The organism is Streptococcus mitis, assembly GCF_026782895.1.
Classification (GTDB): domain Bacteria; phylum Bacillota; class Bacilli; order Lactobacillales; family Streptococcaceae; genus Streptococcus; species Streptococcus mitis_CB.
Window position 1 is genome coordinate 54251 of record NZ_JAKUXJ010000005.1, and the last position, 14317, is coordinate 68567.

At 41.0% G+C, this 14317-nt stretch carries 17 protein-coding genes and 1 pseudogene (1 of these 18 only partly in view); 10 read left to right on the plus strand and 8 right to left on the minus strand.

What is annotated here, in order from left to right:
- From queC to MK480_RS07305, 4 genes are all read right to left on the minus strand, one after another.
- On the minus strand, nt 1-39 hold the 5' portion of the coding sequence (gene queC / locus MK480_RS07290) for a 7-cyano-7-deazaguanine synthase QueC (RefSeq protein ID WP_268707433.1). 615 nt of this gene lie to the left of the window's left edge; 39 of the gene's 654 nt are visible here — the first part of the coding sequence; the start codon lies at nt 37-39; its stop codon lies beyond the left edge, outside the window.
- A 201-nt stretch (nt 40-240) separates the two neighbouring features.
- Nucleotides 241-555, minus strand: a complete 315-nt coding sequence (gene trxA, locus MK480_RS07295) for a thioredoxin (protein WP_001029581.1) — start codon at nt 553-555, stop codon at nt 241-243.
- 15 nt (nt 556-570) lie between these two features.
- The gene (locus MK480_RS07300; protein ID WP_000570250.1) at nt 571-792 is read right to left on the minus strand and encodes a DUF4649 family protein; all 222 of its coding nucleotides are present in this window, start codon (nt 790-792) and stop codon (nt 571-573) included.
- A 99-nt stretch (nt 793-891) separates the two neighbouring features.
- A complete protein-coding gene (locus MK480_RS07305) occupies nt 892-1272 on the minus strand; it encodes a MarR family winged helix-turn-helix transcriptional regulator (protein ID WP_049488288.1) in 381 nt (126 codons plus the stop codon).
- Between the two features lie 282 nt (nt 1273-1554).
- Here MK480_RS07305 and MK480_RS07310 point away from each other — a divergent pair, with 282 nt between their 5' ends.
- Together MK480_RS07310 and MK480_RS07315 are read left to right on the plus strand one after the other, a co-directional pair.
- Complete coding sequence (locus MK480_RS07310) at nt 1555-1929, plus strand: CidA/LrgA family protein (RefSeq protein WP_000781325.1); 375 nt, start codon at nt 1555-1557, stop codon at nt 1927-1929.
- A complete protein-coding gene (locus MK480_RS07315) occupies nt 1926-2621 on the plus strand; it encodes an LrgB family protein (RefSeq protein WP_001288952.1) in 696 nt (231 codons plus the stop codon). The genes MK480_RS07310 and MK480_RS07315 overlap by 4 nt, the downstream gene beginning before the upstream one ends.
- A 51-nt stretch (nt 2622-2672) precedes the next feature.
- Here the strand turns inward: MK480_RS07315 and gggC are convergent, their stop codons facing one another.
- The 4 genes and pseudogenes from gggC to MK480_RS07335 form a co-directional block, all read right to left on the minus strand.
- Nucleotides 2673-4220, minus strand: coding sequence for a streptosactin export ABC transporter GggC (gene gggC, locus MK480_RS07320; protein ID WP_212573455.1), 1548 nt, complete (start codon nt 4218-4220; stop codon nt 2673-2675).
- A 138-nt stretch (nt 4221-4358) separates the two neighbouring features.
- Nucleotides 4359-5122, minus strand: a pseudogene (locus MK480_RS07325) (hypothetical protein).
- Nucleotides 5123-5137: 15 nt separating this feature from the next.
- On the minus strand, nt 5138-5833 hold the full coding sequence (locus tag MK480_RS07330; RefSeq protein ID WP_000054197.1) for an ABC transporter ATP-binding protein: 696 nt from the start codon (nt 5831-5833) through the stop codon (nt 5138-5140).
- A gap of 4 nt (nt 5834-5837) precedes the next feature.
- A complete protein-coding gene (locus MK480_RS07335; protein WP_000119149.1) occupies nt 5838-6203 on the minus strand; it encodes a GntR family transcriptional regulator in 366 nt (121 codons plus the stop codon).
- A 139-nt stretch (nt 6204-6342) separates the two neighbouring features.
- Between MK480_RS07335 and nrdR the strand changes: the two genes are divergently transcribed.
- The 8 genes from nrdR to secA all read left to right on the plus strand — a co-directional run bounded on the left by nrdR (nt 6343) and on the right by secA (nt 14316).
- Nucleotides 6343-6816, plus strand: coding sequence for a transcriptional regulator NrdR (nrdR, locus tag MK480_RS07340; protein ID WP_001203672.1), 474 nt, complete (start codon nt 6343-6345; stop codon nt 6814-6816).
- On the plus strand, nt 6817-7986 hold the full coding sequence (locus MK480_RS07345; RefSeq protein WP_268707434.1) for a replication initiation and membrane attachment family protein: 1170 nt from the start codon (nt 6817-6819) through the stop codon (nt 7984-7986).
- Complete coding sequence (gene dnaI, locus MK480_RS07350) at nt 7987-8883, plus strand: primosomal protein DnaI (RefSeq protein WP_268707435.1); 897 nt, start codon at nt 7987-7989, stop codon at nt 8881-8883. It begins immediately after the preceding gene.
- Entirely contained in the window at nt 8880-9593 is a 714-nt protein-coding gene (locus MK480_RS07355) for an NADPH-dependent oxidoreductase (protein ID WP_268707436.1), read from the plus strand. The genes dnaI and MK480_RS07355 overlap by 4 nt, the downstream gene beginning before the upstream one ends.
- 13 nt (nt 9594-9606) lie before the next feature.
- Entirely contained in the window at nt 9607-10917 is a 1311-nt protein-coding gene (gene der / locus MK480_RS07360) for a ribosome biogenesis GTPase Der (protein WP_001207696.1), read from the plus strand.
- A gap of 84 nt (nt 10918-11001) precedes the next feature.
- Nucleotides 11002-11337 (plus strand): hypothetical protein, encoded by a 336-nt coding sequence (locus tag MK480_RS07365; RefSeq protein WP_268707437.1) that lies wholly within the window; start codon nt 11002-11004, stop codon nt 11335-11337.
- 32 nt (nt 11338-11369) lie between these two features.
- Nucleotides 11370-11657 carry a hypothetical protein gene (locus MK480_RS07370; RefSeq protein ID WP_049488300.1) on the plus strand — a complete coding sequence of 96 codons (288 nt, stop codon included), beginning with the start codon at nt 11370-11372 and terminating at the stop codon, nt 11655-11657.
- Between the two features lie 145 nt (nt 11658-11802).
- Nucleotides 11803-14316 (plus strand): preprotein translocase subunit SecA, encoded by a 2514-nt coding sequence (gene secA, locus MK480_RS07375; RefSeq protein ID WP_268707438.1) that lies wholly within the window; start codon nt 11803-11805, stop codon nt 14314-14316.
- The last annotated feature ends 1 nt before the right edge of the window (nt 14317 follow it).

The following is a 14317-nucleotide window of genomic DNA, read 5'->3' on the forward strand; positions in this document are numbered from 1 at the left end:
ACCGCCACTAAAGACGACCAAGGCTGATTGACGTTTCATAGTACTCCTTCCGAAATGGGAAATGTTCAGAGCACGCAAAAAGCTCCCTTGAGGGAGCTAAAAAATACCAAGTCAAGGTTTTTTTTAGCGATGGCATGTCCCAAACATCGTAATATTCTACATACAGTCTAGCATATTTTTTGAAAAATGGCAAAGGGCAAGAAAAAAGAGACCAAAGAAAGTACTTGGTCTCTAGTGTGATTAGCTCAATTCAGCAACGATGGCCTTGATTTGTTCTGCTGTGTGAACACCAGCAACTTGTTTGACAACTTGGCCGTCTTTTTTGAAGAGAAGGGTTGGGATAGACATGATTCCAAAAGCACGAGCTGTGTTTGGATTTTCATCAACGTCCATTTTAACGATTTTTAAAACATCTTCTGAAAGTTCTTCAGACAATTTGTCCAAGATTGGACCTTGCATACGACATGGACCACACCAAGTTGCCCAGAAGTCTACCAAGACCAAACCGTCTTTTGTTTCTTGTTCGAATGTTGCATCTGTAATTGCTTTTGCCATTGTATTTCTCCTTTTTTAGTTATATTGGCTTAAATCTTGTTTCTTGAGATAGAAGAAGATATCTCCATAAGTCCCATGGTAGTCCAAATCATGACCGTTGTAGGTTAATTTTTGGACAGGATAGTAGTCTGCGACGCCGATAAGGCAAGCTTGTTGCGAACGATCAAAGTCGTCATAAGATTCGAAAGTTACAGTTCTTTCGTTCTTGCTGGCATCTAGATAGGTAATTTCAATCATTTTAAAAACTCCTTTGTTTAATGATGACTTTATTTTACTCCTTGTAAAAGAGAATGTCAAGAAAAATGATTGCGCACGCAACTTTTTTCTAAAATCATCTTAAATCAAGAAATCCAAACTAGTTTCCAAGCTTTCTTCGACAGCCTTTTGTAGCGAGGCCAGTGTCTTTTGACCATCACCTGTCAGGCAGATAAAGCTAGAACGCCTATCTTGATCGCAACACCTGCGACTAAGTAGACCGCAATTTTTAGCTTCTAAGCGAGCCACCATCCGAGAAACAGCGCTCGGGCTCAGATGAAGTTTATCAGGCAAATCAATCTGTCGTAGAGATTTTTCTTGGGCCAAGTCCAGATAGTAGAGTAGGTAAAACTCTTTCAAGGTCAGACTTTGGTCACTCTGCTGGGCAATGGTCTCTTCCAAGAGACTTTCAATTTCTTTCTGACGCCGATTGAAGTCAAACCATTTTTCCAAATAGGTCATAGTATCTCCTTTCTTTTTAGAGTTATAAATAGAAGAAAGTCCATTCACAGACAGTCTCTGCATCACAAGATGATTGCGCATGCAATAATTATACTACTTTTCAAAAGAGCTGGCAAGAAGGACGCTGGAATATTTTATCCTAAATCATGACTGTTTTCACAAGTCAAGAATTGTTTGTATCCCCTTTCTTCTCAAACTTTCATCAACTCTTGTGCATTTCCTTGAAATTTTCTGAAAAAAGAGTAAACTGGTATGCAAGAAGTCTATTTCGTGGAGTTTAGGATGAAATTATATGTTCAATTAATGATTCTCTTTGTGATTTCTCTAATCGGAGAGGGGATCTCTAGTTTCTTTCATTTGCCCATCCCAGGCAGTATTATCGGTTTGATTATTCTCTTTCTAGCCTTACAATTCAAGTGGCTGAGAACCAGGCATGTCAACATGGTGGGGAATTTCTTGCTGGCCAATATGACCATTCTCTTTTTGCCACCAGCAGTGGGAATCATGGAGAAGTTTGATGTGATTGCTCCCTATCTCTTGCCCATTGTTTTGATTGTCTTTTTTGCGGCTGTCATCAATATTATCCTCATAGCCTTGGTAGTTCAGTTCATCAAGAGACGGTTTGAGGGAGATTATGAGAAAGGAGATGCCAAATGAGTGAATTTGTTTCCAATCCCCTGTTTGGGCTTGCCCTGTCTATCCTAGCTTATCTAGTAGGAATGCTGATTTACAGACGTTTTCCCCATCCTTTGACAACGCCCTTGCTTTTGTCAGCTGTTTTCATTATTATCTTTCTAAAGGTGACGGGGATTTCTTACCAAGATTACTACCAAGGTGGGGTTTATCTGAATAATTTGATTGTCCCATCGACCGTGGCTCTAGGGATTCCGCTTTACAAGAGTTTTCACTTGATGAAGCACCATGCTCGCAGTATTCTCTTTGGTAGTCTGCTAGCGGTAGTGGTCAATACCTCTTTCACGGCCCTTGTAGCTAAGATTTTTGGAATGGACTTTTTCCTAGCCATTTCTCTCTTCCCTAAGTCAGTAACAACCGCCATGGCAGTGGGGATTACAGAAAAATTGCAAGGTCTGACGACCGTGACCTTGGTCGTTGTAGTGGCAACTGGGATTTTAACCAGTGTCATCGGACCAACCCTTTTGAAGTGGTTGAAAATAGACGATCCAGTAGCTGTTGGTCTTTCCCTTGGTGGAACAGGTCATGCTGTCGGAACAGGTACAGCCTTTCGATACGGCTCTGTAGCAGGAGCCATGGGTGGTTTAGCTATCGGTGTTACCGGTATTCTCTATGTCTTTGTCAGCCCTATCGTAGCCAGTTTGATATTGAGTTAAAAAGCAAGGAACCCGAATTCCTTGCTTTTTAAAATCGTATGTTATAGGCTTTTACTTTTCTTTGCTTAAGTGAATGACTTGGTCATAGTGTTTTAAGTCTTCTTCCGTGTAGTGGTGAATGACTTCAATGACTGTTTGAGGTAGGGAGAAGAGCAAGTCGCTAATTTTTCTGCTATTTTCCGAGTCAAGATTGGCCTTAATCTCATCTGCTAAGATGAGTTGGCTATCATGGTAGAGGGAGCGAGCGATTTCTAGGCGTTGTTTCTCGCCACCAGACAGACTATCATTGCTGAGGGGTCGATTTTTCAAATGTTCTAATCCTGTTTTTTTGAGGATATGATTTAAAGTCTCTGGATTTTTATCCAGTCCTAGAAGGATATTGTCTTCCAGAGATAGCGTGTCAAAGCAATGGCTATCTTGGAGAATATAGGAACTAATACTTGTGATTTCTTGACGTGACAGGTTCTGACCAGCAAAGCTAATCTGACCACTTGTTGGTGTCTCTTCTCCATGAATGATATTGAGCAGGGTTGTTTTACCAGAGCCACTTTCCCCGATAATGGCAATTTTTTCTCCTTGCTTGATGTGTATGGAAATCGGAGACAAGAGGCTATTCCCCTCTTTTTCAAGGGAGATGGTGTCAAGTTGGATAGGGAAAATATTTTCTATGCTTCTAGGCGAGATGGGATCAGACTGGTTCAAAAGTTTTTGGTATTTGTTGAGAAGAGTTCGAGTCGCTTTTCGGGTGTTGGTAAAGTAAGCCAACTCTTGGAATTGATAGCCGATATTATGGGAAACTAGATAGATAGCCACAAAACTCGCCGCATCTAAATAACTATAGTAGGTCATAAAGCCACCGATGACGATTGGTGTGACAGAACAAAAGGCATCGATGCTATTGATCAAGAGACTGTTTAAAGTGCGTTGTTTTTCATAGTTGATTTCGGCATCTAGACTGGTTTGTAATTGTTTTTGGTAGCGAGTAAAAAAGTAGTCTTGTCCCTGATAATGGCGAATTTGTTGGCTACCACCAATAAAATTTGTCAAGCTTGCTAAGTAGCTCTGGTTAACAGTGGACCGCTTTTCAGAAAGTGAGTCCAAACGCTTTGATCCGATAGCACTGCAGAGTACAGGAAAGGAGTAGAAGAGGATGAAAATCAAGCCTAGGTAAAAATTAGTCCATAGGGCATAGAGAATGGACACAGTTGTGAAGCCAAGAGAAGAAATGATGATGACCGTTGGCTCAATATAGCTTTCTTCTAGTTGCTTGACGTCATTTTCTAGGTCGGACAAAATATCCTTTTCATCAATCTCATAACTGTTTAAAAATCGCTTGAAAATAGCACTCTTGATTCCATATTTGAAGTCAGTAATCAAACGAGCGTAGTAATAGCGTTTCCCAGCTAAGCCTAGTAAGAGGATGAGGTTTCCAAGGATTCCCAAAATCAAAACTTTCCAAAGAAGGCCTAGCTCTTGATTGGTAAAACTGGTAACAATATTCTGAACAAGGGCTGGCGTGATAATCGCTTCCAGCCAAGTAATGGCAATAGAAAAGAAGTAAAGTACGAGGTGCTTCTTAGTAACAAATCTTCTCAGCATAAAGAGTTGACCTCCCTATCGATATACATGTAATTAGTTTTAAAGTCATTATACTCCTTTTTATTAAATACTTCATATAAAAATGTAAGTCCTGAGAACGAAAAAAGTCTAGCGAGTTATTGTCGCTAGACTTTAAAACTATTGCAAATTAACCTTGTTTCTCAAGATGTAGTAGGTTCCGAGGTAAAATATAGCTATGAATATGAGTTCTTCAATAATACTCGTACTTGCTCCCATATAGAAATTATCATTAAACCCTGCAAGTGAATTGACATAGAAGTTCGCACTGGTATTGAAGAAGACTTCTACAAATCCAATGACGATTTGGATACCGATATAAGCTACAATGGCTAGTGCGGTACGGTATTCATTGAACAGTTGTCCGATGGAAATAGCCAAGTAGATGCAGAGGATTCCTGAGATGGTATTTAGTAGGAAGGATAAGACAGTAAGACTAAAGCCGGTAAAATGTTCTGCAACAAATGACAGAAGAGTAGAAAGTTGAACTGCATCAGAATTTGTTGACAATAAGATAATATAGATACATAGGAGTAAGACAGCAGTGCTAATCAACGACCAGATAAAGGCACCGATTAGTTTGGCTGTGATGATATGGTGTTCAGAAACTGGCAAGGTTAAAGTCAGATATCCTTGTCGGTCATAGACACTTCCTTTGAATCGTTTAATAATCAAGAAGATAGTTGAAATCACAAGTGTAACCATCAAACCACCAAAGACAGTAGATAGAAAAAAAGTAGAACAGATAGATTTTTTTCAGGTAGTTTGATTAAGGATTGTGTCTGAATTCCAATAAGAACAGAGAGGAAGAGAACAGCAGCGTAGAGAGCTAAATACCACTTGTTAACATTTTTAAATTCGTAGCGAACTAAATTCCAAAACATAATAATCTCCTTTGCTTAGGCCTTAAATTCCTGACGGAAGAGTTGGTCAATGGATTCACCTGACTCATAGCGAATATCATCTACATTTCCTTGACGGACGACTTTTCCGTCTTTGAGGAAGACAATTTCATCCAAGATTGGCTCGATATCAGAAATCAAGTGGGTAGAAATCAAAACGGTAGAAGTTGGGGAGTAGTTGTTGATAATGGTATTGAGAATATACTCACGGGCTGCTGGGTCTACACCTCCAATGGGTTCGTCCAGAACATAGAGACGGGCATCACGGCTCATAACCAAAATCAGTTGTACCTTTTCTTTGTTTCCTTTTGATAGTTTCTTGAGACGACTATTTTCATCAATGCCAAGATCTGCAAGTAGATGGTGGGCGCGTTCAAGATTGAAATCTTTATAGAAGGTCTTGAAGTAGGTTAGGGCTTCTTTGACCTTCATTTGTTCATTGAGATAGGTCGTATCCGGCAAATAAGCTACGATAGCCTTGGTTGCTGGGCTTGGGTCCATGTCGTTGATAAGGACGCGTCCTTGATCTGGTTGTAAGAGGCCATTGATTAGTTTAATCAGGGTTGTTTTTCCTGAGCCGTTTGGCCCAAGGAGACCAACAATTTTTCCAGCTGGGATGTCAAGAGAAACATTTTCAAGGGCTGGGGTTGCTCCATAAGATTTGGATACATTTTCAAATGCTAGTAATGACATAGGCTTAAACTCCTTTAATATAATCGCCGACTACGCCTGGTAGTTCTTCTTTTTCATAGCCAAAATGGGTCATGGAGGAAACGAAGTGTTCCAATTCTTCTTCTGATAGTTGTTTGCGAGATTGGGCGATTAGCTCCTTATCCTCAGTCACAAATCGTCCAGTTGTGCGCTTGCTGTAGACAAATCCTTCTCGTTCGAGGTCTGACAAGGCTCTTTGGATGGTGTTTGGATTGACACCAGCCTCGCTCGCCAGCTCCCTCACGGTTGGAAGTTGTTGATTGGGTTCCAGTGTATGGGAAACAATCTGAAGCTTGATTTTCTCCATAATCTGTAAATAAATGGGTTTTTTGTTGTCAAATGTCCAGGACATCTTGGTCTCCTTTCTTTTATCCTTTTGTCTTAATTAAATAATACAACAAAACAAAAAACTTGTCAAGCAAAAAGAAGAATTGTTTTGGGAATCGCTTAAAAAATGGTATAATGAAAAGAAAACGATAAGGAGGGAAAGGATGCGTTGTCCAAAATGTGGGGCTACCAAGTCAAGTGTTATCGATAGTCGCCAAGCAGAAGAAGGGAACACCATTCGTAGAAGACGAGAGTGCGACGAATGCCAGCACCGTTTTACAACCTACGAACGGGTAGAAGAAAGAACCTTAGTGGTTGTTAAAAAAGATGGCACACGGGAACAATTCTCCAGAGATAAAATCTTTAATGGGATTATCCGCTCAGCTCAGAAACGTCCTGTGTCAAGTGATGAAATCAACATGGTAGTCAATCGTATCGAACAGAAACTCCGTGGTCGAAATGAAAATGAAATTCAAAGTGAGGACATTGGTTCACTCGTCATGGAGGAGTTGGCTGAATTGGACGAGATTACCTATGTACGTTTTGCCAGTGTCTATCGTAGTTTTAAGGATGTCAGTGAGTTAGAGAGCTTGCTCCAACAAATCACCCAGTCCTCTAAAAAGAAAAAGGAAAGATAAATGAAGCCAATTGACCGTTTTTCTTATCTAAAGAATAATCGGGTGTCGCAAGATACCTCATCTCTGGTACAGTGCTACCTCCCGATTATCGGTCAGGAGGCACTGAGCCTTTATCTTTATACAATCAGTTTTTGGGATAATGGTAGAAAGGAATATCTTTTTTCAAGCATTCTCAACCATCTCAATTTTGGGATGGACAGACTTTTAAAATCTTTGAAAATCCTATCTGCTTTCAATCTCTTGACCCTCTATCAAAAGGGGGATGTTTATCAGCTAGCTCTCCATGCTCCCCTTTCGAGTCAGGACTTCTTGGAACATCCTGTTTATCGTAGACTCTTGGAGAAAAAGATTGGTGATGCAGCGGTGGAGGATTTGAAAGTTGAAAGTGCTGATGGTGAAGAAATACCTGTCTCACTCAATCAAGTCTTTCCAGACTTGGCAGAACTGGGAAGTCAAGAAGAACTTGGTCTTAAGAAGAAAGTGGCTAACGATTTTGACTTAGAACATTTTCGCCAGCTTATGGCTCGAGATGGGCTTCGTTTTGCGGATGAGCAGTCCGATGTCTTAAACCTCTTTGCCATTGCCGAGGAGAAGAAATGGACTTGGTTTGAGACCTATCAATTGGCTAAGTCAACAGCTGTTTCTCAGGTTATTTCAACCAAACGCATGCGGGAAAAAATTGCTCAAAAACCTGTTTCCTCTGATTTTAGTCCTAAGGAAGCAACCATTATCAAAGAAGCTAAAAGTAAGACTGCCCTGCAGTTCTTAGCAGAAATCAAGCAAACACGCAAGGGGACCATTACCCAAACAGAAAGAGACCTTTTGCAACAGATGGCTGGTTTGGGCTTGCTGGACGAAGTCATCAATATTATTCTCTTGTTGACTTTTAATAAGGTAGATTCTGCAAACATCAATGAGAAATATGCCATGAAGGTAGCCAATGACTATGCCTATCAAAAGATTCATTCGGCAGAAGAGGCAGTTCTTCGGATCCGTGAGCGAGGACAGAAGAGCCAGGCTCAAAAAAGCAGTAAACTCAGTCCTACCAAGTCCAATGTACCCAAGTGGAGTAATCCAGATTATAAGAATGAAACCAGCGAGGAAACTCGTCTGGAACTAGAACGTAAGAAACAAGAACTATTAGCTCGATTAGAAAAAGGAGGAGATTAGATGGAAAGTATCGGAGACGTACTCAAACGTCAACCTAGCCGTTTTCATTATCAAGATTTGGTCCAGAAAATCATGAAGGACCCTGATGTTGCGGCCTTTATCCAGCAAGAATCCCTTGCTCCAGAGGAATTGAATCGCAGTATCTCCAAGTTTAATCAGTACATCACCGAGAGAGACAAGTTTCTTCGTGGTGATACGGATTATATTGCCAAAGGCTACAAGCCGATTTTGGTTATGAATCATGGTTATGCGGACGTTTCTTATGAAGAAACTCCTGAACTAATCGCAGCGGAAAAAGAAGCGGCTATTAAGAACCGTCTCAAGTTAATCAATCTGCCAGCTAGTCTCAGGAAAGCTAGTTTGGCTCAAGTAGATTTGGATGATTTGGAGCGCTTGCCAGTTTTTGAAAAGCTATTAGCCTTCGTGGAACAATATCCAGCTATTCAAAAAGGTCTTTACTTATATGGAGACTTTGGTGTGGGTAAAAGTTTCATGGTGGCTGCCTTAGCCCATGATTTATCAGAAAAACGTGGTGTTTCATCAACTCTCCTTCACTATCCTAGCTTTGTCATTGATGTCAAAAATGCTATCGGTGATGGTAATGTCAAGACCTTGGTGGATGAGATTAAACTGTCTGAAGTCCTGATTTTAGATGATATTGGTGCCGAGCAATCAACAGCTTGGGTACGTGATGAAATCCTGCAGGTCATTCTCCAATATCGGATGCAGGAAAATTTACCGACCTTTTTCACATCCAACTTCGACTTTGAAGAATTGGAGCAGCATTTCGCTAAAGGAAAAAATGGAAATGACGAAACCTGGGAAGCCAGACGCGTCATGGAACGTATCCGTTATTTGGCTGAGGAGACTCGTTTAGAAGGAGTAAACCGTCGATGACAGAAACTATTAAACTGATGAAAGCTCATACTTCAGTGCGCAGATTTAAAGAGCAAGCCCTTCCTCAAGAAGACTTGATTGAAATCTTGACAGCAGCCCAGATGGCTTCGTCTTGGAAGAATTTTCAATCCTACTCTGTGATTGTAGTACGAAGTCAAGAAAAGAAAGATACCTTGTATGAATTGGTGCCTCAAGAAGCCATTCGCCAGTCAGCTGTTTTCCTTCTCTTTGTCGGAGATTTGAACCGAGCAGAAAAGGGAGCACGACTCCATACCGATACATTCCAACCTCAAGGGGTGGAAGGGCTCTTGATTAGTTCGGTCGATGCGGCTCTTGCTGGACAAAATGCCCTGCTGGCAGCTGAAAGCTTGGGCTATGGTGGTGTCATTATTGGCTTGGTGCGGTACAAGTCAGAAGAAGTGGCAGAACTCTTTAACCTGCCTGACTATACCTATCCTGTCTTTGGGATGGCACTAGGTTTACCAAATGAAGAACATGAAGTCAAACCTCGCTTGCCATTGCATCAGGTGGTTTTTGAGGAAGAATACCAAGAACAGTCAACTGAGGCAATCCAAGCTTATGACCGTGTACAGGCGGACTATGCTGGGGCGCGTGCGACCACAAGCTGGAGTCAGCGCCCAGCAGAACAGTTTGGTCAAGTTGAACCAAGCTCAACTAGAAAAAATCTTGAACAGAAGAAGTTATTGTAGAAAGTGAGAAATTATGGCCCTACCAACTATTGCCATTGTAGGACGTCCCAATGTTGGGAAATCAACCCTATTTAATCGGATCGCTGGTGAGCGAATCTCCATTGTAGAAGATGTCGAAGGAGTGACACGTGACCGTATCTATGCGACGGGTGAGTGGCTCAATCGTTCTTTTAGCATGATTGATACAGGAGGAATCGATGATGTCGATGCTCCTTTCATGGAACAAATCAAGCACCAGGCAGAAATTGCCATGGAAGAAGCAGATGTTATCGTCTTTGTCGTGTCTGGTAAGGAAGGGATTACCGATGCAGACGAATACGTAGCCCGTAAACTTTATAAGACCCACAAACCAGTTATCCTCGCGGTTAACAAGGTGGACAACCCTGAGATGCGAAATGATATCTATGATTTCTATGCTCTCGGTTTGGGTGAACCACTGCCTATCTCATCTGTCCATGGTATCGGTACAGGGGATGTGCTAGATGCCATCGTAGAAAATCTTCCAAATGAATATGAAGAAGAAAACCCAGATGTCATTAAGTTTAGCTTGATTGGTCGTCCTAACGTCGGAAAATCAAGCTTGATTAACGCTATTTTGGGAGAAGACCGTGTTATTGCTAGTCCTGTTGCTGGAACAACACGTGATGCCATTGATACCCACTTTACAGATACAGATGGTCAAGAGTTTACCATGATTGATACGGCTGGTATGCGTAAGTCTGGTAAGGTTTATGAAAATACCGAGAAATATTCTGTCATGCGTGCCATGCGTGCTATTGACCGTTCAGATGTGGTCTTAATGGTCATTAATGCGGAAGAAGGCATTCGTGAATACGACAAGCGTATCGCAGGATTTGCCCATGAAGCTGGTAAAGGGATGATTATCGTGGTCAATAAGTGGGATACACTTGAAAAAGATAACCACACTATGAAAAACTGGGAAGAAGATATCCGTGAGCAGTTCCAATATCTACCTTACGCACCGATTATCTTTGTATCTGCTTTGACCAAGCAACGTCTCCACAAACTGCCTGAGATGATCAAGCAAATCAGCGAAAGTCAAAACACACGTATCCCATCAGCTGTCTTGAACGATGTGATTATGGATGCTATTGCCATCAATCCAACACCGACAGACAAAGGAAAACGTCTCAAGATTTTCTATGCGACCCAAGTGGCAACCAAACCACCGACCTTTGTTATCTTTGTCAACGAAGAAGAACTCATGCACTTTTCTTACCTGCGTTTCTTGGAAAATCAAATCCGCAAGGCCTTTGTCTTTGAAGGAACACCGATTCATCTCATCGCAAGAAAACGTAAATAAAAAAGCAGAATCTGGAATGACATTTCCAGATTTTTTTGATAGAATGAAGGTAAAGAAAACGCTGTCAAATAGAGGGAGCTGGTGATGAAACATTTGTTTAAATTCTTATTTTTAGCACCTTACTTTTATTTTGATAACTGGATTGAAAAGGCCAACAGAAATAGTAAATTTTTCCCAATTTTGTACTATTTTTACTGGGTTTACATCCCCCTCTATTCTCTTTTTAGCCTTGCTTGGACAGTTGTTTCAGTTCTGTTTTTCAATATCGTCTTGAGAAATTTGACAGATATCAAGTTATGGGGCATTTGGTTTCTTTTTATTCTGCTAGCTATTGGTCTGAATAGGTTAACTTATTTCTGTTTCAAAAAAATGCTTAGACTAAGAAAGGAGTTAGGAAAGTCTAAGGGCGGAAGGCATTGATTTATATGGTTTGTGTTGATAGGAGGTAGCTTATGACACGTCTAAAATCATTTATTACACAATATTCTAAATTCTATATTGGTTTAGTTCTGCTGATCTGGCTGGCTTTCTTCTTTGTTCCTTGGGATAAACCAGTTCTGGGAATATCTATCAATCTCTTAATCATGCAGAAAGTTTTACTAGTTTTTGGAATTCTGTCGATTTTGATGGCCTTGCTGTCCAAGAAAGTCAGTCTCTTTGTTTTTGGACTTATCTGTTGTCTTTCTCTTTGGATAAATCTATTTATCCTATTTGCGATTTTGCCGATTTTTGGCAATTAAAGTATCATAAAAATCAGAGAGGTTAGCTTGGAAACTAGCCTCTTTTTCCTTTTCAAAATGGGGATTCTTCCTTGAAAATAATCAGTAATTGTGCTAAAATTAAAAGAACATTCTAAAATATTCGGAATTTAAAGTAAGGAAAAACATGGCTAATATTTTAAAAACAATTATCGAAAATGATAAAGGAGAAATCCGTCGTCTGGAAAAGATGGCTGACAAGGTTTTCAAATACGAAGACCAAATGGCTGCTTTGACAGATGACCAACTAAAAGCAAAAACAGTTGAATTTAAAGAACGTTATCAAAATGGAGAATCACTGGATTCATTGCTTTATGAAGCATTTGCGGTTGTCCGTGAAGGTGCTAAACGTGTCCTAGGTCTCTTCCCATATAAGGTTCAGGTCATGGGGGGAATCGTTCTTCACCATGGTGACGTGCCAGAGATGCGTACAGGGGAGGGAAAAACCTTGACTGCGACTATGCCGGTATACCTCAATGCCCTTTCAGGCAAAGGGGTTCACGTAGTTACGGTCAATGAATACCTGTCAGAACGTGATGCGACTGATATGGGTGAATTGTACTCATGGCTTGGTTTGTCAGTAGGGATTAACTTGGCTGCCAAATCTCCAATGGAGAAAAAAGAAGCCTATGAGTGTGATATTACCTACTCAACCAACTCAGAAATCGGATTTGACTACCTTCGTGATAACATGGTCGTTCGTGCTGAAAACATGGTACAACGTCCGCTTAACTATGCCTTGGTCGATGAGGTTGACTCAATCTTGATTGATGAGGCCCGTACACCTTTGATCGTATCAGGTGCTAATGCAGTTGAAACCAGTCAGCTCTACCACATGGCAGACCACTATGTAAAATCTTTGGACAAAGACGACTACATCATCGATGTACAGTCTAAAACTATTGGTTTGTCTGATTCAGGGATTGACAAGGCTGAAAGCTATTTCAAACTTGACAATCTCTATGACATCGAAAACGTAGCTCTGACTCACTTTATCGATAACGCCCTTCGTGCTAACTATATCATGCTTCTCGATATTGATTATGTGGTGAGCGAAGAACAAGAAATCTTGATCGTTGACCAATTTACAGGTCGTACCATGGAAGGTCGTCGTTATTCTGATGGATTGCACCAAGCCATTGAAGCCAAAGAAGGTGTGCCAATCCAGGATGAAACTAAGACATCTGCCTCAATCACTTACCAAAACCTTTTCCGTATGTACAAAAAATTGTCTGGAATGACGGGTACAGGTAAGACCGAGGAAGAAGAATTCCGTGAAATTTACAACATTCGTGTTATTCCAATCCCAACAAACCGTCCTGTTCAACGTATTGACCACTCAGACCTTCTTTATGCAAGTATCGAGGCTAAGTTTAAGGCGGTTGTTGAAGATGTTAAGGCTCGTTACCAAAAAGGTCAGCCTGTCTTGGTTGGTACAGTAGCGGTTGAAACTAGTGACTACATTTCTAAGAAATTGGTCGCAGCTGGTGTTCCTCACGAAGTCTTGAATGCCAAAAACCACTATAAAGAAGCACAAATCATCATGAATGCTGGTCAACGTGGTGCTGTTACTATCGCAACCAACATGGCCGGTCGTGGTACTGACATCAAGCTTGGTGAAGGAGTTCGCGAATTGGGTGGACTTTGTGTTATTGGTACAGAGCGTCATGAAAGCCGTCGTATCGATAACCAGCTTCGTGGACGTTCAGGTCGTCAAGGAGACCCAGGTGAGTCACAATTCTACCTATCTCTTGAAGATGATTTGATGAAACGTTTTGGTTCTGAACGCTTGAAGGGAATCTTTGAACGTCTCAACATGTCTGAAGAGGCCATTGAGTCTCGTATGTTGACACGTCAGGTTGAAGCGGCTCAAAAACGTGTCGAAGGAAATAACTACGATACCCGTAAACAAGTCCTTCAATACGATGATGTCATGCGTGAACAACGTGAAATTATCTACGCTCAACGTTACGATGTCATCACTGCAGATCGTGACTTGGCACCTGAAATTCAGGCTATGATTAAACGCACGATTGGTCGTGTCGTTGATGGTCATGCGCGTGCCAAACAAGATGAAAAACTAGAGGCAATTTTGAACTTTGCTAAGTACAACTTGCTTCCAGAAGATTCTATTTCAATCGAAGACTTGTCAGGTTTGTCTGATAAGGCTATTAAGGAAGAACTCTTCCAACGTGCCTTGAAGGTTTACGATAGTCAGGTTTCAAAACTACGCGATGAAGAAGCAGTTAAAGAATTCCAAAAAGTCTTGATTCTACGAGTGGTAGATAACAAGTGGACAGATCATATCGATGCCCTCGATCAATTGCGTAATGCGGTTGGACTTCGTGGCTATGCTCAGAACAACCCTGTTGTTGAGTATCAGGCAGAAGGTTTCCGTATGTTTAATGACATGATTGGTTCGATTGAGTTTGATGTGACACGCTTGATGATGAAAGCACAAATTCATGAACAAGAAAGACCACAAGCAGAACACCATATCAGTACAACAGCGACTCGTAATATCGCTGCCCACCAAGCAAATATACCAGAAGATTTGGATTTGAGCCAGATTGGACGTAATGAACTTTGCCCATGTGGTTCTGGTAAGAAGTTTAAAAACTGTCACGGTAAAAGACAATAAA